The sequence below is a fragment of the Putridiphycobacter roseus genome (genome assembly GCF_003234935.1).
GTDB lineage: Bacteria > Bacteroidota > Bacteroidia > Flavobacteriales_D > Crocinitomicaceae > Putridiphycobacter > Putridiphycobacter roseus.
On the sequence record NZ_QKSB01000003.1, the window covers coordinates 54,773 to 79,403 of the forward strand.

General features: G+C 33.8%; 18 protein-coding genes. 12 read left to right on the forward strand and 6 right to left on the reverse strand.

Annotated features, from left to right (window positions below; translation table 11 throughout):
- Window positions 1-39 precede the first annotated feature (39 nt).
- On the forward strand, window positions 40-510 hold the full coding sequence (locus DNU06_RS06590) for a DUF6495 family protein (RefSeq protein ID WP_111062452.1): 471 nt from the start codon (window positions 40-42) through the stop codon (window positions 508-510).
- Window positions 511-1,731 (forward strand): BaiN/RdsA family NAD(P)/FAD-dependent oxidoreductase, encoded by a 1,221-nt coding sequence (locus DNU06_RS06595; protein WP_111062453.1) that lies wholly within the window; start codon window positions 511-513, stop codon window positions 1,729-1,731.
- On the opposite strand, the gene uvrA is transcribed toward DNU06_RS06595, so the two are convergent.
- On the reverse strand, window positions 1,723-4,509 hold the full coding sequence (gene uvrA / locus DNU06_RS06600) for an excinuclease ABC subunit UvrA (RefSeq protein ID WP_111062454.1): 2,787 nt from the start codon (window positions 4,507-4,509) through the stop codon (window positions 1,723-1,725). The genes DNU06_RS06595 and uvrA overlap by 9 nt on opposite strands.
- Before the next feature lie 234 nt (window positions 4,510-4,743).
- Between uvrA and DNU06_RS06605 the strand changes: the two genes are divergently transcribed.
- A complete protein-coding gene (locus DNU06_RS06605; protein ID WP_111062455.1) occupies window positions 4,744-5,343 on the forward strand; it encodes an RNA polymerase sigma factor in 600 nt (199 codons plus the stop codon).
- 3 nt (window positions 5,344-5,346) lie between these two features.
- On the opposite strand, the gene DNU06_RS06610 is transcribed toward DNU06_RS06605, so the two are convergent.
- The gene (locus tag DNU06_RS06610) at window positions 5,347-6,171 is read right to left on the reverse strand and encodes a hypothetical protein (protein WP_111062456.1); all 825 of its coding nucleotides are present in this window, start codon (window positions 6,169-6,171) and stop codon (window positions 5,347-5,349) included.
- A 13-nt stretch (window positions 6,172-6,184) separates the two neighbouring features.
- Between DNU06_RS06610 and pfkA the strand changes: the two genes are divergently transcribed.
- The 6 genes from pfkA to DNU06_RS06640 all read left to right on the forward strand — a co-directional run bounded on the left by pfkA (window position 6,185) and on the right by DNU06_RS06640 (window position 16,913).
- Window positions 6,185-7,165: a 6-phosphofructokinase gene (gene pfkA, locus DNU06_RS06615; RefSeq protein ID WP_199398998.1), complete on the forward strand. Its 981-nt coding sequence runs from the start codon at window positions 6,185-6,187 to the stop codon at window positions 7,163-7,165.
- 312 nt (window positions 7,166-7,477) lie between these two features.
- Complete coding sequence (locus DNU06_RS06620) at window positions 7,478-11,722, forward strand: T9SS type A sorting domain-containing protein (RefSeq protein ID WP_111062457.1); 4,245 nt, start codon at window positions 7,478-7,480, stop codon at window positions 11,720-11,722.
- Window positions 11,723-11,872: 150 nt separating this feature from the next.
- On the forward strand, window positions 11,873-13,681 hold the full coding sequence (locus DNU06_RS06625) for a T9SS type A sorting domain-containing protein (RefSeq protein ID WP_111062458.1): 1,809 nt from the start codon (window positions 11,873-11,875) through the stop codon (window positions 13,679-13,681).
- Window positions 13,682-13,831: 150 nt separating this feature from the next.
- Window positions 13,832-15,640 (forward strand): T9SS type A sorting domain-containing protein, encoded by a 1,809-nt coding sequence (locus DNU06_RS06630; protein ID WP_158526835.1) that lies wholly within the window; start codon window positions 13,832-13,834, stop codon window positions 15,638-15,640.
- A gap of 226 nt (window positions 15,641-15,866) precedes the next feature.
- Window positions 15,867-16,130 carry a hypothetical protein gene (locus tag DNU06_RS06635; RefSeq protein ID WP_146239170.1) on the forward strand — a complete coding sequence of 88 codons (264 nt, stop codon included), beginning with the start codon at window positions 15,867-15,869 and terminating at the stop codon, window positions 16,128-16,130.
- Window positions 16,131-16,373: 243 nt separating this feature from the next.
- Entirely contained in the window at window positions 16,374-16,913 is a 540-nt protein-coding gene (locus tag DNU06_RS06640; RefSeq protein WP_111062461.1) for a cold-shock protein, read from the forward strand.
- 60 nt (window positions 16,914-16,973) lie between these two features.
- On the opposite strand, the gene DNU06_RS06645 is transcribed toward DNU06_RS06640, so the two are convergent.
- The 4 genes from DNU06_RS06645 to DNU06_RS06660 form a co-directional block, all read right to left on the reverse strand.
- Window positions 16,974-18,566, reverse strand: a complete 1,593-nt coding sequence (locus tag DNU06_RS06645) for a YfiR/HmsC family protein (RefSeq protein WP_158526836.1) — start codon at window positions 18,564-18,566, stop codon at window positions 16,974-16,976.
- Window positions 18,567-18,715: 149 nt separating this feature from the next.
- Complete coding sequence (locus DNU06_RS06650) at window positions 18,716-19,960, reverse strand: adenylate/guanylate cyclase domain-containing protein (protein ID WP_111062463.1); 1,245 nt, start codon at window positions 19,958-19,960, stop codon at window positions 18,716-18,718.
- Between the two features lie 87 nt (window positions 19,961-20,047).
- Complete coding sequence (locus tag DNU06_RS06655) at window positions 20,048-20,659, reverse strand: thioredoxin family protein (protein ID WP_111062464.1); 612 nt, start codon at window positions 20,657-20,659, stop codon at window positions 20,048-20,050.
- 5 nt (window positions 20,660-20,664) lie between these two features.
- A complete protein-coding gene (locus tag DNU06_RS06660; protein ID WP_111062465.1) occupies window positions 20,665-21,174 on the reverse strand; it encodes a TlpA family protein disulfide reductase in 510 nt (169 codons plus the stop codon).
- Window positions 21,175-21,301: 127 nt separating this feature from the next.
- Here DNU06_RS06660 and DNU06_RS06665 point away from each other — a divergent pair, with 127 nt between their 5' ends.
- The 3 genes from DNU06_RS06665 to DNU06_RS06675 all read left to right on the forward strand — a co-directional run bounded on the left by DNU06_RS06665 (window position 21,302) and on the right by DNU06_RS06675 (window position 24,624).
- On the forward strand, window positions 21,302-23,125 hold the full coding sequence (locus tag DNU06_RS06665; RefSeq protein ID WP_111062466.1) for a T9SS type A sorting domain-containing protein: 1,824 nt from the start codon (window positions 21,302-21,304) through the stop codon (window positions 23,123-23,125).
- Complete coding sequence (locus DNU06_RS06670) at window positions 23,126-23,575, forward strand: FKBP-type peptidyl-prolyl cis-trans isomerase (protein ID WP_111062467.1); 450 nt, start codon at window positions 23,126-23,128, stop codon at window positions 23,573-23,575.
- Between the two features lie 230 nt (window positions 23,576-23,805).
- Window positions 23,806-24,624: an RnfABCDGE type electron transport complex subunit D gene (locus DNU06_RS06675; protein ID WP_111062468.1), complete on the forward strand. Its 819-nt coding sequence runs from the start codon at window positions 23,806-23,808 to the stop codon at window positions 24,622-24,624.
- Window positions 24,625-24,631 lie beyond the last annotated feature (7 nt).

Genomic DNA, 24,631 nt, shown 5'->3' on the forward strand with positions numbered 1-24,631 from the left:
TAAGTTTGTAGTATTGCAAATTGAAAATGAATTTTTAACATGGCAAAGTATAGAACTTTATCTATAACGGAATTAGAATCCTTCGAAAAGGAGTTTATTTCGTTTTTAGTAATTAATGGAATCGAAGCGGACAATTGGGAAGAAATCAAAAAAAATGAGCCCATTAAAGCAAATAAAATTATTGAACAATTTAGTGCGGTAGTTTTTGAAAGTATTTTTAGAAAAAATATGTTTATTGATTTTATTAGTGCTAAAACCATTAAATGTTTTCAGTTTTTGGCAGACTCTGTGCAATTAATTGGTTTAGACGCTGAGGAAGGTTCGGAGGTCGATTTTATGAAAGCAAATTCTATTAGGGAATGTATTATCCAAAACGAGGCCCACTTAAAAGTTTATCAAAGTAATAAAAAGTATATCAAGTCAAGAGAAGAGGAGATGTATAATATGGTCCAAAGTGGGGCCAATTTGTCTAAAGGAGAATTGTTCAAGCAAATTGCATTATTACTTTAAGTGGAAAAAATACAGGAAATAGCGATTATTGGAGGAGGAGCAGCAGGTTTTTTTGCAGCTATTCAAGCAAAATCTTTGCACCCAACTCACCAAGTCACCATTTATGAAAAATCTAAGAAAACACTTTCAAAGGTTAAAATTTCTGGTGGCGGAAGGTGTAATGTGACCAATGCAACTTATTCAATTGCTGCTTTGGTGAAGAATTACCCAAGGGGTAATAAAGCGCTTAAAAAAGTGTTTGCACAATTTGATGTCCATGACACCATAGCTTGGTTTAAAAAAAATAAGGTGGAACTCACCACGCAAAATGATGGCTGTATTTTTCCCGTAAGTCAAAACTCTCAAACAATTATCGATTGCTTCTTAAATTTGTGTCGTCAATTAAAAATTGAGGTCATCACCGAAGCACCATTGACCTTATTAGAAAAAAGTGATACTGGTTTTGATTTGACATTTCGAGATTTTTCGGCAAGTGCAAACAAAGTGATTGTAGCAGTGGGGGGACAACCAAAAATTAATGGCTTTGATTTTTTAAAATCATTGAACCTGAAAATGGTGGAACCGTTACCTTCATTGTTTACTTTTAATATGCCTAATGAGTCGGTGCGCGATTTGATGGGTATTGTAGTTGAAAATGCAAAGACCAGAATTCAAGGCACAAAATTGGTCGAAGATGGTCCTTTGCTAATTACCCACTGGGGAATGAGTGGACCAGCTATTTTAAAGCTTTCTGCTTGGGGAGCGCGATTATTGGCAGCGGATAATTATCATTTTAAGGTGCAAGTAAATTGGTTAGGTAATATCAATGCAGAAGTGGCCAATGAACAGTTAACCGCTGAGATAAATAAGTTTTCACAGAAAAAAATAGCCAATCAAAAAGTGGTGAACATTCCTAGTAGATTATGGGATTTTCTCTTAAAAAAAATAGCTATAGATACCAGTAAAAAATGGGCGGAGTTAGGCAAAAAAGACAAGAATAAGTTAATAGACGTCTTGGTCAATGATATTTATGAAGTAAAAGGCAAAACTACTTTTAAAGAAGAGTTTGTCACCGCTGGAGGAATTGACTTAAATGAAATTGATTTTAATACCATGCAAGCTAAAAAACACCCAGGAATTTACTTTACTGGAGAAGGTTTAGACGTGGACGGTATTACAGGCGGTTTCAATTTTCAAGCAGCTTGGAGTACGGCCTTTGTAGCAGGTAAACTTTTAGACTAATTTTTCTTTTAAATAAAAACCGGTATAAGATTTTTTTTCCTTTATCAAATCTTCTGGCGTCCCTTCAAAAACTAATCCACCACCATTTTTGCCACCTTCAGGTCCAATGTCAATCACCCAATCTGCAGTTTTTACAACATCCATGTTGTGTTCTATCACCAAAACGGAGTGACCTAAACCAATCAATTTATTTAAGGCGACCAATAGTTTTGCAATGTCATGAAAATGTAGACCAGTTGTAGGTTCATCAAACAAAAATAGGGTGGGTGTAATATTTTTTTGTCCAACCATTAAATAGGTGGCCAGTTTTATTCTTTGGGCTTCCCCACCAGATAAAGTACTGGAAGATTGACCCAGTTTTAAATATCCTAAACCTAAGTCTTGCAAAGGTTGTAATCGGTCTCTAATCGCTTTTTCTGTAGACTTTACACCGTCAAAAAACAACAAAGCATTGTCAATGGATAAATTTAAAACATCATCAATGGTTAAATCTCTAACGGTTATCTCCAAGGCTTCAGGCGTGTATCGTTTTCCTTTACAATCTTCACATTGCAGTTTTACATCCGCCATAAACTGCATGCTAATGGTAATTTCTCCTTCTCCCTTGCAAGTTTCACATCTACCACCTGGCACATTGTAAGAGAAGTACCCAGGTTTTAAACCCCTTAATTTTGCACCTTGTTGTTTTGCAAATAAATCTCGGATGTAATCAAATGCTTTTACATAGGTAGCTGGGTTACTCCTAGAAGAACGACCGATTGAATTTTGATCAATAATTTCAATGTCTTTTATTTGGTCTATGTCTCCTGTAATTCTTGAATGCGCACCAATTTTATTGGATGACTTGCCTAGTTTTTTTTGCAAAGCTGGAGCCAATATTTGCTTAATCAATGTCGATTTTCCACTACCTGAAACTCCAGTGACGCAAACAAAACCATTCAATGGAATACTTACATCTATGTTCTTTAAATTGTTCTCTTTGGCGCCTTCTAAAATGATTTTATTGTTCATGGAACGACGAAGAGTAGGGACTTCGATCTTTGTTTTTCCTGTTAAATAATCAGCTGTAATACTTCCTTTTGCTTTTAAAAGGTCTTTGTGATCGCCTTGAAAGACAACTTCGCCACCATATTCACCTGCTAGAGGTCCCATGTCAATAATTTGATCTGCAGCAAGTATAATATCCTCTTCGTGCTCAACCACAATAACTGTATTGCCAATTGCTTTTAAATTCCTTAACACTTCAATTAATTTTTCAGTATCTTTTGGATGCAATCCAATACTTGGCTCATCTAAAATGTACATAGAACCAACTAAAGAGCTGCCTAAAGAATTTGCCAAATGAATTCTTTGGGATTCACCACCAGACAAAGTGCCAGATTGACGATTTAGGTCTAAATAACTAAGACCAACCTTGTTTAAATAGCTTAAACGATTATTAATTTCTATCAACAGTCTTTCCGCAATTTGACTTTGATATTTATCTAGTGTAATGTCTTTAAAAAAATCTTGCAACTCATTTATGGGGAGTAGTAATAAATCAGATAAGTTTTTACCATCAATTTTCACATAATTTGTTTCCACCCTTAATCTTGTTCCTCTACAAGCTGTACATTTCGTTTTTCCTCGGTATCGAGAAAGCATGATTCGATAATGGATTTTATAAGTTTGACTGGAAAGATGGTTGAAGAAATCCCATAATCCTTTAAAATTTTTGGTGCCTTGCCAAAGCATTTGATATTCTGCTTCGCTTAATTCTTCAATTGGAGTATGCACAGGGAATTTGTCCTTTGCTGCATGGTGAATCATTTGCATTTTCCATTCACTCATTTTTTCTCCTCGCCAAGCAACTACTGCATCTTCGACAAGGGATAAAGATTTGTTCGGAATAACTAAATCCTCATCTATCCCTATCATAGATCCAAAACCTTCGCAAGTAGCACATGCACCAAAAGGGTTATTGAAACTAAAAAAGTTAATGGATGGCTCTATAAATTCAACGCCATCTTCTTCAAATTTATTAGTAAATAAATATTGCTTATTCGAATCCATATCGAATATAATTGCGGTACCATAACCCTCGTAAAAAGCCGTCTGAATGGAGTCACCTAACCTTGACTCATAGTCTGGGTCATTCTCGGTATGCTTTAAACGGTCAATAATGACATAGGCTTCTTCCTTTTTATAAATTTTCGGATCGAAATCACTTAAGTTATAATTTGCACCATGGACATAAACTTTGGAGTATCCTTGAGAGATCAATAGTTTTACAGAGTCCTCTGTAGATCGGTCGGATGGGATTAACCAAGGACTTAAAATCATAAATTTTTCACCAACTTTAAATTGATGTATACGATCAATCACATCCGCAACGGTGTGTTTTTTTATTTCTTTTCCAGTAGTAGGGGAGTATGTTTTTCCAATTCTGGCAAATAAAACTTTTAAATAATCATATATTTCCGTTACTGTGCCAACCGTAGAGCGAGGATTGTTTGAAATTACTTTTTGTTCTATGGCTACCGCTGGTGAAATTCCTTTAATAGAGTCCACGTCAGGTTTTTCTAATCTCCCTAAAAACTGACGGGCATAAGAAGATAGACTTTCAACATACCTACGTTGACCTTCAGCAAATAAAGTTGAAAATGCAAGCGAAGATTTACCAGAACCAGACAAGCCAGTAATGACCACAATTTGATTGTGAGGGATGTTGATGTTGATGTTTTTTAAATTATGAACCCGAGCCCCTTTGATGGCTATTTCAGCATTTGGTTTATCCATTAAAAGAAATTTTCTGAACTTATTTCACAAACTTACCAAACCTTTTTTGATTGTCCTGCGTTTATACTATCAGAAATTAAGATTTAAGATTTTTTTTGATATTAAATTTATTTTCATACTTTAGCCAAACTAAAAAAAAAACGCCTATAGCAGTAATTCTACTTTAAACATGTAATGTTAACTACTCCTTACTCATTCTTTTATTGGAATGCGTGGAGCTTATAAAAGTGAATTATGAAAACTGCTCAAACAATTACCGATCAAACTCTCATCAAGGCGTATTTAAACGGAGATGAGAAATCTTTTGAAATTTTACTAGGAAGAAATAAAGACCGCGTTTTTGGTTATATCATCTCTAAAATCAAAAATTATGATTTGGCAAATGATATTTTTCAAGATGTTTTTATTAAAGTAATCAAAAACTTGAAAAAGGGTGCATATAACGAAGAAGGTAAATTTTTACCTTGGGTGTTAACCATTGCACATAATTTAGTAATCGATCATTTTAGAAGAAATAAAAAAATGCCAACCATTTCTGAAACTTCTTATGGAAATGAGGATTTTGATATTTTCTCTGTCCTGAAATTAACCGATAAAAATGTGGAAGATTTAATGATTAAATCGCAAGTAGAAGAAAAGCTTACCCAATTGATTGAGTTTTTACCTGCCGACCAAAAAGATGTCTTAAAAAAGAGAATATATGTCGGTATGAGTTTTAAAGATATTGCAGAAAAAGAAGATATTAGTATTAATACCGCTTTAGGTAGAATGCGTTATGCATTAATCAATTTAAGAAAATTAATTGAAGAGCATGAAGTGTGCTTGGCATATTAATTATTATCGAAAGACAAATCTTACTATTAAATCGTGTTCCAATAATAGTTTTGGTTTAATATAAGAGGCGCCGTATGCTTCTATCTGATCTTTGGTATTGTAATAATCCATTCTACCTAAATAAGGCTGATACAAAATTTGCAATTGCATCCCATTGGAGATTGGGTATTGAATGCCAGCATTTATACCGTAAGCAATGCCATTACCTGTAGTACGGGTGAAAAAACTGTTTGTAGGATCAAATTGGGAGTAAAGATTTGTAATGATTGAATTTAATAACTCTACTTCATTAGATTCCATTCGCCAGAAGTTAAACATACCGGATAAACCAAACACATATTTTAATTTTTCACCGTCCGTGGTGTAATTCAAACTTATTCGGGCATTAAACCTACTTTCCTCCCCTGAAATATAACCATTTTGATAAATCTCTTGGGACGTAAAATTACCTGGATCAATTAACTCTAAAGTGTAACCACCTATCATTTTTAAGTTGGAAAAATTGAAATCACCTTCAAAACTTAAGTTCGGACTAGCTTGAAATCCTAGATTTACACCATATACTGTAGCTGGTTTAAAACGGTATAATTCAGAAAATTCTAAAAACTGAAAATCTTTATTGCCCAACATTTCTCTTACAATTTGATAGTTGTAAGGCGTGTTAAAAAAATTTATTAATTGGTCCTGATAAAAGCCTGTGTACCTTTCAGCATAGGTTCTATTGGCAAATTTAACACCTGCATTTAATCCGTATGTAAACTTCCTATAATCTTGACCATTGACAATAAATAGAAATCCTATGTAAAAAACCGTTAATTTTATCCGCATAAAAAATAAGTAAATGTCAAAAATACAAAATATTGCGGTATTAACCTCGGGAGGAGATGCACAAGGGATGAATGCTTGTATACGCGCTGTTGTTCGCATGGGAATAGCGGAGAATCTGCGTGTGTATGGTGTCATGGATGGTTTTAATGGTATGGTAGATGGAGACATAAAGGAATTAGAGTATGCTGATGTTTCAAATATTATTCAAAGAGGAGGTACGATTTTAGGGACCGCTAGAAGTGAACGATTCCATAAAAAAGAATTCCGTAAAATTGCCTTTGAAAACCTCAAAAAAATAGGCGTGGAGGCATTGGTCGTTATTGGTGGTGATGGCAGTTTTAAAGGTGCTAAAGTTTTTTCTGAAGAATTTAATATGCCCTTTATTGGCATACCCGGTACCATTGATAATGATATTATTGGAACTGACTATACCTTAGGCTTTGATACGGCATTAAATAATATCATAAATGCCATAGATAAAATTAGAGATACCGCAAGTGCCCACCATAGAATATTTTTAGTCGAGGTAATGGGGAATACTTCTGGTCTGTTAGCTATAAATGCAGCTTTAACCACTGGTGCTGAAGACGTGTTTATACCAGAAGCATTAGAAGATTTTGCGAGATTTGAAAGTAAAATAAAAAAAGCAGTTGCTGCAAAAAAATCTAGCATTATTATTGTATCAGAGGGTGATGAAATTGGTGGTGCTAAAGAACTATACAATTATTTAAAAGAGAAAAATTTACATGAAAAAATAAGGGTAACTATTTTAGGTCATATTCAAAGAGGTGGCGCACCAAGTTTCTTAGACCGTAAAATGGGGACAGATTTTGGCGTTGTTGCTGTTCAGAAAATTCTCCAAGAGAAGTACAATCTTATTTTAGGAATTCAAAATAATCAAATGATTACTTATACTTTAGGGGATAAAATCACCAAAAATGTCTCCAATCAAGCCGAAGTGCTAAAAATCATGCACAAACTCAATGTTTTTTAAATTAACGAGATTAGCCTGAAAAAGGAAGTTTTGGAAGGGGTGAAATTTTACTTATTGGTTTTTTAAACAAAAAAAACTAGCAAAAAGAGACAATTAAAATATTATTTTCAAGAAAGTTTTAAACAATTATCATTAAATTTTTATAAAAATAATTCCCTTATCTATACGGGTAGCCATAAAGCATAAGCGCATTTTTAGTAAACGTAAAATATATAATATGGTTGCTTGATAAGTGGGATTATTAATAAAATATTTTTTATTTGTTAAGAATTAAACCTATTTTTAGGAAAATTACTAATCAAAAAAAATAATATGAAGAAAATTTTATTAATCTTTTCAGCCTTATTTACTGGTCTCATAGGAGTGGCGCAAGTAAATATTGGATCGGGTGCAATAGGTACAAATGACCAACACATTCCTATAGAACCGTATTATGGGTATACCTATAGTCAAATGATTTATACCGCAGCAGAAATTAATACTTCTGGTGATATAGATTCTTTAATTTTCTATAAAGATGGAACCAGTTTGAGTAACTCAAATGATTGGACTGTCTATTTAGGTCATACAGCTTTAAACTCATTTGCTACTACAAACTCTTGGATAGCATCTACTGGTTTAACACAGGTGTTTTCAGGGACTGTTACGCAAGTTGGAAGTGAAGTGAAGATTGTGTTTTCGACAACATTCACCTATAATGGTACAGATAATCTAGTGATTGCTGTGGATGAAAACGCTTCGGGTTATGATAGTAATGCAGATGATTTTTATTGTTCACCAACTGGTGCAACTGATAGAGCGATTACTTATTATAATGATATTACTAATCCTGACCCAACTAGTCCACCAACTTCTGGTGCCGTATTAAGTGCTTTTGTTGCAAATGTTCAAATTGGCGGAATCACGCAAACTTGTCCAAGTTTAACTGGTTTAACTGCAAATAATATTACTGCTACAACTGCCGATTTAGATTGGAATGCAGGTTCAGGTACAGATTATCAAGTGGTATATGGTGTAAATGGATTCTTAATAGGGGCAGGTACAAGTACAACTGTATTAGTAGACTCTTTTAATGTAACTGGTTTAACAGGTGGAATAGATTATCAGTTTTATGTGAGAAATATTTGTAGTCCTGGTGATACTACTGCTTGGGCTGGTCCTTTTTCTTTTACAACGAATTGTCCTACTTCTTATATTCCTGCTTACACACAAGATTTTTCTAATTATGTACCAAACTGTTGGGAAGAAGGCCAAGGTGTTTTAGGTAGTTCTAATACAACTTTTAGTTCTACCACATCTTCTAATTGGATTGCTGATGGTTTTGGAAATGTAGGGAGTACAGGTTCGGCTAGAATGGAGATTTATTCTACAGGTAGAGATGAATGGTTAATTTCACCTACCATTGATTTAGGTACTGGTGCGAATCCATATCAGTTACAATTTGATGTTGCTTTAACCAATTGGATTAATACAAATACAGATGTTTTAGGAGCAGATGATACTTTAGCTGTAGTAATTTCAACAGATAATGGTGTTACTTGGAATACAACAAACATTCTTCAAGCTTATACAGTAGGAAACGAACCTTCAGCTGCTGGAGATTTTACAATTATTCCTTTGACAGGTTATACAGGTTTGGTTAAATTTGGGTTTTACGCAGCTTCTTCTGTTTCAAATGTTGATGTAAATGTTTACATTGATAATTTTGCTGTGGTTGATGTGCCTTCTTGTCCACAACCAACTGGAGTTTCTGTAACAGGTTTGACTTCTACTACTGTTGATATTGCATGGACTGTTGGAGCAGCAAATACAGTGATTGAATATGGTCCTGTTGGATTTACGCAAGGTACTGGTACTTTCCTTAGTGTTACTGGTGGTACTGCTACTATTACAGGTTTAACACCTATCAATGATTATCAATTTTATATTAAAGATAGTTGTGGGTTAGGGGATGAGAGTGTATGGACTGGTCCAGTTGCTTTTTCAACTGCTTGTCCAAATTTCACACCTACTTATACAGAAGATTTTAGCAATTACGTACCACAATGTTGGTCAGAAGGTGAAGGACAGTTAGGGGCGACAAATACAGTTTTCTCTAGTACAAGTTCTTCTTCATGGATTGCTGATGGTTTTGCCAATAATGGTTCTACTGGTGCTGCAAGGATGGAGATTTGGTCTACAGGAAGAGATGAGTGGTTATTTTCGCCAACTATCGATTTAGGGACAGGTGCTACACAATACCAAGTTGAGTTTGATTTGGCTTTAACGTATTATTCAAATACAAATGCAGATGTGTTAGGAACTGATGATACTTTAGCGATTGTAATTTCAACAGATAACGGTGTGACTTGGTCACAAGCAAATATCTTACAGCAATGGGATGCTACTACATCATCTATTTCAAATACAGGTCAATTTGTGGCTATTGATTTAAGTGCCTATACTGGATTGGTTCAATTTGGTTTTTATGCAGCTTCAACTGTTTCTGGTGGAGATGTGAATGTATACATTGATAATTTTCAAGTTTTACCAATTCCATCTTGTCCAAAGCCACTTAGTTTAATGGCGAGTAATGTGATGTATAATGCTGTTGACGTAAGCTGGGCTACTGGTGGTGCTGCTGATGTTCAGATTGAATATGGTCCTGCTGGATTTACACCTGGTACTGGAACATTAATGCTTGCAAATTCAAACCCTTTTAATTTAACTGGGTTAATGGCAGAAACTGGGTATGATTTTTACTTAAGAGATATTTGTGCTATTGGTGATACTAGTTTATGGAATGGCCCAAGTAGTTTTACAACGCCTTGTGCGCCTATAATGGCACCTATTATTGATGATGTAGAAGGACATTCACCAGTAACATCTGGCAGTGTAGGTATCTCTAATTCTTTATGTTGGGATGGTGAGTCTTTTGGAACAATATGGGGAGTAGATAATGTTGGTGGTACAACTTCTGGTAGTACAGGTCCAGATGGTGCACATAGTGGTTCTGCTTACTTTTATCTAGAAACTTCAACTGGTAGTACAGGTGATTATGCCGACTTGTTGTCTCCAAGTATAGATGTGTCAGGTTTGACAAATCCAAGTATTAATTTCTTTTACCATATGTATGGTGCAAGCATGGATACTATGATTGTTGCTGTAAATGATGGTGCAGGATGGACGGAAGTTTGGAGAATTTTTGGAGAACAACAAACTGCTGGTTCTGATTCTTGGATTGAAAAATATATTCCATTAGATGGCTTTTCAGGAGTATTACAAGTAAGAGTAAGAGGTTACAGAGGTATTTCTTATACAGGTGATATGGCAATTGATGATGCAGGTATAGTGGATTGTCCAGTTTCATTTGCGACAGTAACGGCAAATGCTTGTGATTCTTTGGTTGCTGCAAGTGGTATGGTTTATACAGCGAGTGGAACTTATAATGATACAATTATGAATGCAGTTGGATGTGATAGTATCATTACTTATAATGTAACTATTCTTAATGCAACAGCTTCTTCTATTACAGAAGTGTCTTGTGGAACTTATACTGCACCGAGTGGAATGACTTATGGTACAACAGGTATCTATATGGATACTATTATGAATACAGCAGGTTGTGATAGTGTAATTACTATCGATTTGACAGTAAATAATACTTTTAGTTCTATCACGGAAGTTGTTTGTGAAAGTTATACTGGACCAAGTGGTACTGTATATACAGCGACAGGTATCGTAACAGATACTATAGCGAATTCTATTGGTTGTGATTCTATCATTACTATTGATTTAACGGTAAATCCAGCGACTTCTAATTCATTAATTATTAGTGAATGTGATACTTACACTTCAGCAAGTGGTGTAGTTTATACTACTACTGGTAATTACCAGGAAATGTTTACAAATGCTGCTGGTTGTGATAGTACATTATATCTAGATGTGACCATCCATGATTCTTATGATTTAAATATTATAGAGGATGCATGTGATGAATTTGTATCTGATGCTGGAACAGTATATAATACTACTGGTGTTTATACAGAGAGTTATACAGCATCTACAGGGTGTGACAGTATCATTAATTATGATGTTACTATAACAACGATAGATAATGCAATATCTGTTTCACAAGGTGTTGTTTTAACGGCTGACCAAACAGGTGCTAGCTACCAATGGTTAGATTGTAATAATGGTAATGCAGCAATCGCTGGAGAAACTAGTCAAACATTTACAGCTGTGTTAAATGGCGATTACGCTTGTGAAATCATGCTTGGTACTTGTACAAAAATTTCTGATTGTATTTCAGTAAGTAGCGTTGGTATAAATGATGCTAGTAGTGATGTGTTCTCTATCTATCCAAATCCAAATAATGGTCAATTTAAAATTGAAATGGATAAGTTAACGACGAATACAGAAGTTATTATTTCCAATGCAGCTGGTCAAGTGGTTTATAAAGGACAGTTGAATCAAACTTCAAGTGTTGTTAATTTGACAGGTATTGAAAGTGGCTTGTATGTAGTAAATGTTCTTAACGAAGAACTCAACATCAAGAAAACACTTATCATTGAATAATACCGATTATATCATAAATTTTTAATAAAATAGACTACTTGAAAAAGTAGTCTATTTTTTTTGTTTAATAAAAAATTTATTTTTATCCTAATTTATATTTGTTAATTATTAATAAAATCGATAATTTTATTCAAAATCAATCTAAACGTTATGAAGAAAGTTTTATCTATTTTATTTTTGATTGGGGGCTCCATGGCGAGTTATGCCCAATGTACAACGCCGATTATGGCGCCTTTTTTAGAAACATTCCCAACTAATGCTGTCCCCACATGCTGGACACAGTCAGGAAGTGAGAATTGGGTGTATCAATCGGCTACTAGTGGCCCTGCAGGTTGGGGAGCGACGGGTGCCGGTGAGCATACTGGTACAGCAGGGTCTTATGCTATTATGATTGATGGATCAAGTAATACTGGTTCTAACATTTCTTACCTAGAGACCGCTGAGATTGACTTGAGCGCATTGAGTTATCCGGCATTATCGTATTGGGTTTATAGTTATAATGATGACAATGCATGTAACAATACTGTTGAAGTGGATGTGTGGACTGGATCTTCTTACGTGAATATTGAGTCTTTTGCACAAAACTTTGGACCTTATTACGAGCAAAGAATTGTTAGTTTATCAGCTTTTACTGGTGTTATAAAATTGAGGTTTGCAGTTATCGATATGCCGTCTAATTGCAGCTCTCCATTTTATAATGACATTTTATTAGATGATATAGGAGTGATTGATTGCGCCCCAACTTTTAATACCATCTCCGCATATAGCTGTCAGTTTTATACCGCACCAAGTGGAAAACTGTTGCATGATGCAGGTACTTATTTAGATACTATTCCAAATTCAGTAGGATGTGATAGTATCATTACCATTAATTTAACTACAGGTAATACTTCAAATACCATTGTAATGACAAATATCTGCGGAACTTTTATCTTACCTGTAACAGGTGAAGTAGTAGGGGATGATGGCATTTATGCTACAGACACTTTGGTTAACTCAATAGGATGTGATAGTGTGGTTTATTACGACTTAGATTTTGATAATTCTTATTTCTATTTTGAAACTTCTGCGTGTAATATATATACTGCACCTTCTGGAGAGCAACATACAACCTCTGGATTGAAAATGGATACCATTCCAAATGCTGTTGGTTGTGATAGTGTGATTACTATTAATTTGACCATGTACTATAATAATAGTGTTACTCTTTTTGTAAGTAGTTGTGGCGGAACATATACTTCTGATGCAGGAAATGTATATAACGCAACAGGTGTTTATATAGAAAATTTCACTTCTGTAAACGGTTGTGATAGTATTTTATATATTGATTTTACTGTATCTGAAGGAGGAAGTCAGAATTTTGTAGTAGAAGCTTGTGATGAATGGACGGCGCCAGATGGAACACTTTTCAGCGCCAACGGAACGCATGTAGAGACCTATACTAGTATGAATGGTTGTGATAGTGTAAATACCTATCAAGTAACCATTAATTCTGTAGATGCTTCAGTTTCTTTAGTAAACGCTTTAACGCTTGAAGCTAGTGAAACCGGTGCTACTTACCAATGGTTGGATTGTAATAATGGAAGTACGCCTATTAACGGGGAAACTGGTCAAAGTTATATCGCTTCTGTAAATGGTGATTATGCATGTGAGGTGACTAAAAACAATTGCACAGAAGTTTCAAAATGTGTTAGAGTCGGTTCTTTAAATGTAGATAACATTGAGCATGCTATAAATATTTATCCAAATCCAAATAATGGAAAATTTGTAGTTGAGTTAAATGATAAGGTGATCAACGCTATGTTGTATATCTCAAATACAGCTGGTCAAATCGTTTACCAAGGTAGGTTAAACCAAACTTCCACTACCATTCAGTTGGATAAACTGGTAAGTGGGGTGTATTTTGCTAACATATTAAATGAAGAAATAAATGTTAATAAAACACTTATCATTGAATAAGACCTTTTAACATCTTTTATTTTAGGTTTATAGGCTACTTTTTAAGTAGCCTATTTTTATAACATACTCTACATTCTATGTTAATTTTTCTAGTTTAGCTTGGATATGGGGTTATTAAACTATATTTTAGCAGAAATCAAACTATTTATTATGAAGAAAATTTTATCTTTTTTATTCATTGCGGGTTCTTATATGGGATACTCACAATGTACACCAGTGATGGCCCCATGGGTTGATGATGTTGAGTCTTACTCACCTACAACTGGTACAATAGCTGCTGGCTGTTGGACTGAAGTTTCACCAGATTCTCCAGATTGGAATATTGACGGTGCAGGATCAACTGGTTCCTCCAATACAGGTCCTGATATGGGAGCACACAGTGGTTCTAATTACTTTTATTTAGAAACATCTTCCGGATCAACAGGTCAAACAGCAGAATTAATTACACCAGAAATTGATCTTTCTTCTTTAACTTATCCTGCTTTATCGTTTTGGTATCACATGTTCGGGGCTACAATGCAAGATTTAGATGTTGAAGTATTATCAGGTGGTAATTGGATTCCAATGTATACTATACCAGGTAATTCACAACAAGCTTCTGGTTCTGATCCATGGTTACAACAAGTAATTAGCTTGACTGCATTTACAGGTGTTGTAAAAGTGAAGTTTATTGGCGCTAAAGGATCTTCTTTTACAGGTGATGCTTGTTTAGATGATATTGGTATTATTGATTGTACGCCAACTTACAGTACTATTTCAGCTTATAGCTGTCAGTTTTATACTGCACCAAGTGGTAAATTATTACATGACGCTGGTACTTATTTTGATACCATTGCAAATTCAGTAGGATGTGATAGTATCATTACTATTAACTTGACGTCTGATAACACTTCAAGCACAATGGTTTTAACTAATATTTGTGGTACTTACATTTTACCTGTTACAGGTGAGGTTGTTGGTGATGATGGCATTTATGCTACAGATACTTTACCAAATTCAGTTGGTTGTGATAGTGTTGTTTATTACGACTTAGATTTTGATAATTCATATTATTCATTTGATGCTTCATCTTGTAATGTTTATACTGCTCCTTCAGGTGCACAACATACGACATCAGGATTAAAAATGGATACCATTACAAATGCAGCTGGTTGTGATAGTATTATGACTATCAACTTAACAATGTATTATAATAACAGTGTTACTCTTTTTGTAAGTAGTTGTGGTGGTTCATATACTTCTAATGCAGGAAATGTATATACTGCAACAGGAGTATATATTGAAAACTTCGCTTCAGTTAACGGTTGTGATAGTATTTTATATATTGACTTTACAGTATCAGAAAGTGTAGATCAAAATATTGCTGTAGATGCTTGTGACGAATGGACAGCGCCAGATGGTACAGTAATGACTGCTAACGGTACTCACGTGGAGACTTTTACTAGTTCAACTGGTTGTGATAGTGTAAATACTTATCAAGTAACTATTAATACAGTGAATGCTGCTATTACTTTAATAAATGCTTTAACACTTGAAGCTAATGAAACTGGTGCAACTTACCAATGGTTAGATTGTAACAATGGAAGTGCTCCTATTGCTGGGGAAACTGGTCAAACTTATATCGCTTCAGTAAATGGAGATTATGCTTGTGAGGTTACTAAAAACAATTGTACAGAAGTTTCACCTTGTGTTAGAATTGGTTCTTTAGGTTTAGAAAACGAAACAACACCATTTAGTATTTATCCAAATCCTTCTAACGGTACATTTAATGTCGTGTTAAATGAAGTATTAGAAAATACATTGGTAAATATTACTAATGTTGCTGGTCAAGTTATTTATTCAAGTAGCATCAACCAAACTAATAACACTATTGAATTAACAAACATTGAAACTGGAATTTATTATATTCAAGTATCAAACAACAATGGAAGTACAGTAAAATCTATCATAGTAGAGTAATATTGCACATTCAAATATTTAAAGCGGGTAAGTTTTCTTACCCGCTTTTTTTATGCCTAATTATTTCTATTTTCTTAAGTTGCTTTTTTGGAACAGTTATTGCAATACATCTTATTATTGTTAACAACATTGTATAACAAAGTATAAAACGACCCTTTTTTTATTCGTTTTATTCGCTAAATTTAAGTTCAGTGACGACGAAGCACCGATTATGGGGGATAAAAAAATGGTAATAATAAATAAACATGTGGAATTAAAAGTTCCTGCGCAGCCAGATCCGCTTGCATTAGTGAATGCCTTATACGAGTGCTTTAAATTAAAAGGTACTGTTGTGTTCAAAGGTTCAAAAGTATCTTATGTCAATAATATTATTATTAGCGTAGATGGCTATGCATCTATCGAGCTATGTTCTGATGACTGGGGTAACGGGTTTACTTTAGTGATGAAAAAACAAAAATTCTTTATCAAAAGAAAACGATTGAAAGTATAATATTGGTAATATACTTTCAGACTATTAATAAGTTTATGAAAATAAATTTTATTATTTCCTCCTTAAATCTTATATTTGTAAAATAATTTGACTTATTTAGATGAATAATTCAAATTAGTCGTTGTTAAACTCTGTGCCAATTCTGAAAGACCACTTTGTCTTCTTTTCAATTTTTCATTTAGTTGTTCAATGACATTATTCCAATGTAGGAATAACAAAAGTATATTATAACAAAAGAATTAAATGGCTAGAACGCAAGAAACCTTTAGTAAAAAAGAAAAAGAAAAAAAACGTTTAAAAAAACGACAAGAAAAATTAGCGAAACGTGAAGAACGTAAAGCAAACTCAGGTACTGGAGATTTAGACAGTATGATGGCTTATGTAGATGAGAATGGAATGATCGTTGACACGCCGCCAGATCCAAATGTAAAAAAGAAGGTAATTAAAGCCAGTAGTATTGAAATTGGTGTACCCAAAAGAGAAGCTGTGGATACCGACATTGAAAATAGAGGAAAGGTAACTTTCTTTAATACTTCAAAAGGGTATGGTTTCATTAAAGATATGTCAACGCAAGAAAGCTATTTTGTACATGTTAACGGTTTATTGGAAGAAATTCAAGAAAACGATATCGTTAATTTTGAATTAGAACGTGGACAAAAAGGAATGAATGCCGTACGTGTAAAGATTTATAAAGAAAAAGAAGAAGTACCTGCTCCAAAAGCAGAAGCGGATAAGGAAGCAAGCGATTCTGACAAAGATGGTGCTGCAGCCGAAGAAGAATAAAATTATTTCTTATTACCCCATTAAAAAAAGAGGAGTTGCTTTAAATAGTAATTCCTCTTTTTATTTGAATATTATTCCTGCTACACAAATATCATCAATCTGTTCTTCCTTTAATTTCCACTCCGATAAAGTATCCTTAATGATGCGTTGTTGCTCTTCTACTTTTTTATATTGAACAGTCATTAACATGTTTCTAAACCGTTTTCTGGAGAATTTTTTATTGCGCTCTCCGCCAAATTGATCTGGGTAACCATCTGAAAATAAATAAATACTTTCCATTTCTGACAACACCACTTCTGAGCGGGTGTAAGGTTTTCTTTGGTCATATGTACCTATAGGCTGTTTATCGGCTTTAAGGGTGTGTAAAACACCTTTACTGAAGTAATAAGCATGGTTGTTTGCGCCTGAAAAATATAATCTATCCGATTTCTTGTCTATGCAAATTAAAGATAAATCCATGCCGTCATTTACTATTACATCACTTTTAGAGAAATGAATGGCCAATTCTTTAACTGCAAGATCGAGAATTTTAGCAGGGTTACTGATTTGGTACTCTTTTACAATCTTGGTTAATAACCTGCTACAAATTACACTCATTAAAGCACCAGGCACGCCATGACCTGTACAATCGGCTACTGCAAAAAAGGATAAGCCTTGGTTGTCCTCTTGCCAATAAAAGTCGCCAGAAACGATATCTTTAGGTTCAAATAAAATAAAATGATGATCAAAAATATAAGTAAGTTCCTTGTCGTTTGGTAAAATAGCTTTTTGAATATTTTTAGCATAATTTAAACTATCCAATATTTCTTTGTTTTTTCGTTCCACTTCAATAATAGCGACTTTACGAAGCTTATTGGAACGCAATAATAGTAGGGATAAGCTACTGATTAGAATAATAGAAGTAATGGCTAAAATTAGCCAATTCCTTTGAGAGTTAATGGTAGAATCTTTAATTACTAAGTCTTTATTTTGTGCGTTTATCACTTTTTTATTCTTACCTATGGTAACATTTGTTGACTTAATGATGTTTTTTTTCTGTTTGATCGTTTTTACTTGACTTCTAATAATGCGTTGCGCTTCTCCTAATTCAATTAACCAGTCTTTTTGATTGTATACCCTATTTTCTCCTTTTAAATATTGACTTTTTATCTTTACGCCTTTTTTCTTAAGGGCTTTTTCATTTACCTGATAGATGATTTTATCATTAGGAGTAACCGCATAGTTTAATTCTGAGGAACCAAAGGGCAAATTTTCTGTCAATAGAATGTAGTCTGTATTACCAATTATAGCCTTTAGTTCATTAGGTTTAATTTTGGTTTCGCCAGAAATGATTACAAAATCTACATTGGCTATCGACTTAATCCTGCTAAAACTGACAACTTTTACCGGTTTATCTTGAATTTTAACACCTTGGAAAATGTTATCCAATTGGGCTTTTATTTTTCTAATCTCACTACCTCTACCAACCACGCCAATTTGAAAATAGGAGGGAGAGGAATTTGCTACGAGAGAAGTACTTTTAATGGTTTCTACAATAAAATCGACCTTTAATTTTATATTTTCTTCAGTGACTTTTGAAAAAGAAGAAATGCTAAAAAAAAGAAGACTAATCAATAATAAAAAACGTGAATTTAACCAATAATTTTTTTTCAAAATAGGGGATTTATTATTCAAGGATACAAAGTTTCATACATTAAAACAACTAAGTATCCATAATAGTTTCATCTACTCCTATAGCAATAAACATTCCACTTTTTCTCTCTTTTTTGAAGGCATTAAGCATGAGAACTTTGGATATGTTTCTAAGTTAAAAAGTACATTTTCAATTTCCCTTTATTTTTCGCATCTATTTCACCACGGTAGTCGAATTTAAAGTGGGGTTTCGCTTTTTTATAAATAGTTTCTGAAACATTAATATGGCCTACCACACCAGAAGCTTCCATTCTTGCTGCTATATTTACAGTGTCTCCCCATACATCATAAGCAAACTTTTTGGAGCCAACCACGCCAGCCACAAGTGGTCCGGTATGTATTCCTATTCTAATGTTTAAGTTAACCCTATCTTTTATCCCTTTTACCGCATGTACTTGTTCCATGAATAATTTAATTTCTTTGGCGGCAAGCAACATAGATTGAATATGATTTGGGTCTGCAGTGGGAATACCACTTACACATAGATAAGCGTCTCCAATCGTTTTAATTTTTTCAATGCCATATTTTTCCATGATAGCATCAAACTTGCTAAAATAAAAGTCCATTGCTGCTACAATTTCTTCTGGCGTATGTTTTTCTGAAAACTGAGTAAACCCCTTAAAATCAGTAAACATTACAGTAGTTTGTTCGTGTAATCTAGACCTAGTTTTGCCGTGTTGTTTCAGTTCTTTTGCAATAGATTTTGGTAAAATGTTCAGTAATAGCTTTTCAGATTCGGCTTTTGCGGCTAATACCGCTTCATTTTTAATGCGTAAAGTTTTGTTTGTTTGCACTTTTCTACGGTATATTATCAAGATGAATAAAATAAGAAGTGCAAAAAGTACGGTTAAAAAGAGGGTTAAATTTCGTCGAATCTCCAGTTGCTTGAGTTCGTTTTCCTTTTTTTGATTGTCAAGGGCTAATTCAGAATTGCTTAATGCAATTTTTAGCTGGATTGCACTTAATGAATCTAACGATTTATTTTGTGCTGATATTTCGTCTTCTGACCAACTAACGGTAGATTCTAAATCGACAATTGAATCGAGTAGGATGTCTGTTTTTTCTTTTGCTAATTGCTTATATAAATTAGCGAACGCCTCATAATGAACAAGTGCTTCCTTGTAATATATTAGATTATTTTTTAATTCGGCTAAGGTCAAATGACAATCCATTTCTAATGAAATATTGTCATTTGACTGCGCTTCTTTTAAGGCCGTTTCAATTTTCCGAATAGCTTTAAGGGTCTTTCCTTTTTTTTGATAAGCAATTCCTTCGGTATAATTTGTGTTTATGGTCTGGCCACATGTGTTGTAGTGTACTACTATTAAAGTAATAACTAAAATGATTCCCTTCATCCTTCATTTATAAGTTATAGCAGGAAAAGTAACCAAATTATTTCATTCCATCACCAGTAATTTTAAAGACTACAAGGTATCGCTTAATTATTTAGTTTTTATACTACAGCCAATAGCTTTGGTAACGGCTGGACTAATTTTTTCTCCCTTGATTAATGCATTAATTGCGTTTGCTAAAAATTTTTCTTTAACAGCAGCTTCATCTCTTGCGTTGTCGTCAATTGCGCCAATGTATTGTACTACTCTTTTTTCGTTTAATAAAAATACATGTGGGGTTTTGGTTGCGCCATATTGTGGGTATATTTTCTGTCCATCATCCAATAGATATAAAAAATTAAAGCCTTTTTCTTTTGCTCTCTCTTTCATTTTCGCGAAGGAATCATCTGGTTCAGCAATTGGGTCGTTAGGATTAATCGCAATTATTGGATAACCTTTTGGTCCAAACTCTGCTTGCAATGCTATAATTCTATCTTCATACATTTTCGCAAAAGGGCAATGGTTACAAGTGAATACAACTACATATCCTTTAGCGCCTTCTATTTCAGATAAAGTATGCTTTTTCCCATCTATTCCTTTTAAGGAAAAGTCTGTGGCCACATCTCCAATGTTATAACCATTGGTTTCCTCTTTTTCAGTCATCATCACAGAAGTACCATATCCCAATGTACCTACTAATAAAATCATCATTAACTTTTTCATATACTTTATTTTTCTATTTTTAAAATTGTGTTTATTAATTCATTATAGCTATGAAAAGACTGTTCAAAAAACAGTCTCTTATCCCCATTTATTACTAAAGTTGCAGGAATAGATCCTGACCAGGATGGATCCACTTCATCAATCCATTTATTCACTTTTCCATCTGCTAATAGAACTACCTCATTTTTTATATTATTTTTTGTCAAAAATGGCACCAATGATTTTTCTATTTGTGTTTTAAAGTCTAGACTTACCAATACCAGTGAAATTGGTTTTGCACCTGCATATTGATTTAGAGAGTCAAAATAAGGTAATTCTTGTACACAAGGCTTACACCAGGTTGCCCAAAAATTAAAAACATAGATGGTATCTGAAGAACGCCCAACTAGGTATTCCGACTCAAAGTCTGCATAATCCTCAATCACAACTACTTGAGAATAGCTAGAGAATTGCATCCAAAGTAGGGTGAGAAATAGGAAAGCTTTAATTGGGTAATTAGATTGGTACTTCTTCATTAATCAAAAGTATTATTTTTTTTATCCGTCCCATTTTATTTAATTGTTTTTAACAAATACCTATTGTCAAATATCCCTACGTTTTTAATTAAAAATCTTATTTTTGTTCGTTTCATAGCGGGTAACCATGTATATCAAGTTCTTCATTTTATTTTTATTGTTATTTAATGCGATTTTATTTGCGCAAACCGGTCCTGGTGGCGTTGGTAATTCAAGTTCTAATATTCTTTGGTTGCGTTCAGACGCTATTTCAGGTTTAGTGAATGGAGATACTATTTCTTCTTGGGAGGATGTTTCGGGAAATAACAACACCTTGTCGCAATCCAATATTAATTTAAGACCAAAATATGTAACTTCTGCAGTTAATGGATTCCCGGTGGTAAGTTTTAATGTCGCAGGGAATAGATTGATTAGAAATCCCTTTAATGGATTTGCGACAAATGATATTACCGCTATTTATGTAAATAAAAACAATGCCAGTAGTGATGGCATTATATCCTATGCACCTTCTAGCGCTTTAAATAATGATTTTTTATTATATGGTAGTCAAAATATTGGTTTTTATAGAAACTCCAATATTAACACAGGCGTAAGTGTAAATAATAACAATTGGCATATAGTTCAATCGAGCTGGGGATCTGTAGGTGGTCGCGCTGAAATATGGAAAGACGGTAAAAAAGATTTTAATACCACTGGTTTCGTAAGTGGAACGAGTATTACTTCTGGTGGCTCATTGTGTCTTGCGCACGAACAAGATTCACCAGATGGAGGGTATGCATCCAATCAAGATCACATAGGTGATTTTACCGAAGTAATTATTTATAATACTTATCTAGATTCCGCAGACCATATGATTATGGCGAATTATTTAAGTGCAAAGTATAACATCACACTGACGGCCAATGATTTTTATGACGAAGATAACACAGCGAATGGCGACTTTGATTTTGAGGTTGCAGGAATTGGAATGCACAGTGCAACAGCTGCTCATACAGACGCACAAGGATCAGCCATTTTGAGAATCAACAACCCAAATGATTTAGAAATTGGAGAATATATGATGTGGGGCCACAATGGGGCTAATTCGGCTGCTACCAATGTCTCAGATATTCCTTCCGGTGTTCAGGCGCGATATGAAAGAGTATGGCGAGTTAGTGAGGTAAATACAAGCGGTAACACCACAGATGTAGGAAGTGTAGATGTAGCTTGGGATTTATCTTCATCATGGCCTGCTTCAGCATCTCACCTTCGTTTATTGGTAGATACAGATAATGATGGATATTTTAATGATGAAACACCAATTTCGGGAGCAGTTTTATTGACAGGATCTGGAGCAAATTACACCTTTGTTGGAGTTACAGAATTGGCTGATAATTTAAGGTTTACTTTGGCAACTACCAATACGTATGCTACACCCTTGCCTATATCATTACTTGAATTTGTGGGGACGCCTTTGCAAAATAGCAGCAATAAATTAACATGGGAAGCAGCATCTGAAGTAAATAATGATTTTTATACTTTAGCTTCGTCTGAAGACAATGAAAACTGGGGAGAAATAGCAAACATTTCGGGAGCTGGAAATTCAAACCAAAAAACACAATATCAATTTTTAGACGATAATCCTTTAAATGAAATTACCTATTATCGTTTATCACAAACCGATTTTGATGGTAGAATCACTACACTAAATACAATAAGTGTCTTAAATCAGGCTGCTAAATTTGCAACACACCTCCTATATCCAAACCCCACCAATGGAATGTTTAGAATTAAGAGTGATAATTTAAATTACACGAATATAAAGGTTATGAGTGCACAAGGAAATGCCATAAAATTTAGCATGTCAATTATTAATTCTAACGAAGTAGAGATTGATATTTCCAAGGAGCCACAAGGAACTTATTTTATTCAAATTGGTGACATTACCTATAAAATTATATACCAAAAATAAATGAAAATACTATTTATCATTATACCTATCATTTTAGTCTTTACAGCTTGTAAAAAAGAAAAAATACCGCAATCTGAAATAGATGAAAACATAATAGTAGATTATATTAATGACAATAATATTACGGCAAAGTCTACTGCTTCGGGTCTTTATTATCAAATAGATTCCTTGGGTAGTGGGACGCAGCCAAATGCTAATTCAACGGTTACTGTAGCTTATAAAGGTCAACTTGTAGATGGTCAGGTGTTTGATCAGTCATCATCAGCAGGTATTACTTTTTCTTTAAAAAATGTAATCAATGGTTGGCAAGAAGGTATACCTTTATTTAAAGAAAATGGTGCAGGTACCCTTTTAATTCCTTCAGCTTTAGGATATGGCGCTCAAGCAAATGGGAGTATACCTAAAAATTCTGTTTTAATATTTAGTATTCATCTCATTTCGGTAGAATAAATTAGTTTACTTAAGTCGACTAAATAATTGTAGATATTATTCAATTGATTTCCTTAGTTTTAATAAAGGTCTAAAGCCTAGCTATACTTGAAAAACTTTTCAGATATGGCTTTTGCAGCGATTAAAATAAGCTAGGTATTGAAATATTTTTTGAACTTTTACAGTGCTTCATTGTAGTCAGTTAAAATTCTGTATTTATGGAATTTCAACATTTTTTAATCTAACTACCTATGAGGGCAATTTCATTAAGTACAAAGTCAATCTTTTTTCAAGATGCTAGAAATTATCAAATTCTATATTTAGCCGCTTTTTTAGTATTTGGCATATTTAAATTACATTGGGATCTGTCTTTAATAAAAGTTTCAGCCATTTTGTTCACTACTTGTTTAACACAATTTGCATGGATTAAGATAAACAATGGTCAATTAAGTAGTTTAAAAAGTGGTTTAATTACCAGTTTAGGCTTGTGCTTAATATTAAATTCTACATCTATTATCACGCTTTCTTTGGCTGGCATGCTAGCAATTTCAGCTAAGTATATCATTCGGTATAAACACAAACATCTTTTTAATCCAGCAAATTTTGGAATTGTCCTGTCTATATTAATATTCAATGATGCTTGGATTTCGCCTGGTCAATGGGGGAGTGATGCTTTATTTTTGTTTGTACTTACCGTACTTGGCGGTTTTATTTTACACAAAATTGGTCGTTTAGAAACGAGTTTAATTTTTCTAGGGGTATTGTTTTTGCTAGAATTTACTCGGACTGTACTTTATCAAGGCTGGGAAATGGACGTATTGTTACACAAGTTTTCAAGTGGCACTCTTTTACTTTTTAGTTTTTTTATGATTACCGACCCCATGACCATTCCTAATTCAAAAAAAGCAAGAATCATTTGGGCGAGTATTTTAGCAGTAGCGACATTTATTTTAAGTACTTGGATGCAGTTATATACTGCTCCCATTTGGGTGCTTTTCTTTATGCCCCCTTTGACACTCTTTTTTGATAAAATATATCCTTATAAAAAATTTGAATGGAATAATAATTAAAACTAAA

Bases quoted from the DNA above. Each gene is read 5' to 3' on its own strand.
- DNU06_RS06590 (WP_111062452.1), top strand. From the start codon at position 40: ATGGCAAAGTATAGAACTTTATCTATAACGGAATTAGAATCCTTCGAA.
- uvrA (WP_111062454.1), bottom strand. From the start codon at position 4,509: ATGGATAAACCAAATGCTGAAATAGCCATCAAAGGGGCTCGGGTTCAT.
- DNU06_RS06605 (WP_111062455.1), top strand. From the start codon at position 4,744: ATGAAAACTGCTCAAACAATTACCGATCAAACTCTCATCAAGGCGTAT.
- DNU06_RS06610 (WP_111062456.1), bottom strand. From the start codon at position 6,171: ATGCGGATAAAATTAACGGTTTTTTACATAGGATTTCTATTTATTGTC.
- pfkA (WP_199398998.1), top strand. From the start codon at position 6,185: ATGTCAAAAATACAAAATATTGCGGTATTAACCTCGGGAGGAGATGCA.
- DNU06_RS06620 (WP_111062457.1), top strand. From the start codon at position 7,478: ATGAAGAAAATTTTATTAATCTTTTCAGCCTTATTTACTGGTCTCATA.
- DNU06_RS06625 (WP_111062458.1), top strand. From the start codon at position 11,873: ATGAAGAAAGTTTTATCTATTTTATTTTTGATTGGGGGCTCCATGGCG.
- DNU06_RS06630 (WP_158526835.1), top strand. From the start codon at position 13,832: ATGAAGAAAATTTTATCTTTTTTATTCATTGCGGGTTCTTATATGGGA.
- DNU06_RS06635 (WP_146239170.1), top strand. From the start codon at position 15,867: ATGGTAATAATAAATAAACATGTGGAATTAAAAGTTCCTGCGCAGCCA.
- DNU06_RS06640 (WP_111062461.1), top strand. From the start codon at position 16,374: ATGGCTAGAACGCAAGAAACCTTTAGTAAAAAAGAAAAAGAAAAAAAA.
- DNU06_RS06650 (WP_111062463.1), bottom strand. From the start codon at position 19,960: ATGAAGGGAATCATTTTAGTTATTACTTTAATAGTAGTACACTACAAC.
- DNU06_RS06655 (WP_111062464.1), bottom strand. From the start codon at position 20,659: ATGAAAAAGTTAATGATGATTTTATTAGTAGGTACATTGGGATATGGT.
- DNU06_RS06660 (WP_111062465.1), bottom strand. From the start codon at position 21,174: ATGAAGAAGTACCAATCTAATTACCCAATTAAAGCTTTCCTATTTCTC.
- DNU06_RS06665 (WP_111062466.1), top strand. From the start codon at position 21,302: ATGTATATCAAGTTCTTCATTTTATTTTTATTGTTATTTAATGCGATT.
- DNU06_RS06670 (WP_111062467.1), top strand. From the start codon at position 23,126: ATGAAAATACTATTTATCATTATACCTATCATTTTAGTCTTTACAGCT.
- DNU06_RS06675 (WP_111062468.1), top strand. From the start codon at position 23,806: ATGAGGGCAATTTCATTAAGTACAAAGTCAATCTTTTTTCAAGATGCT.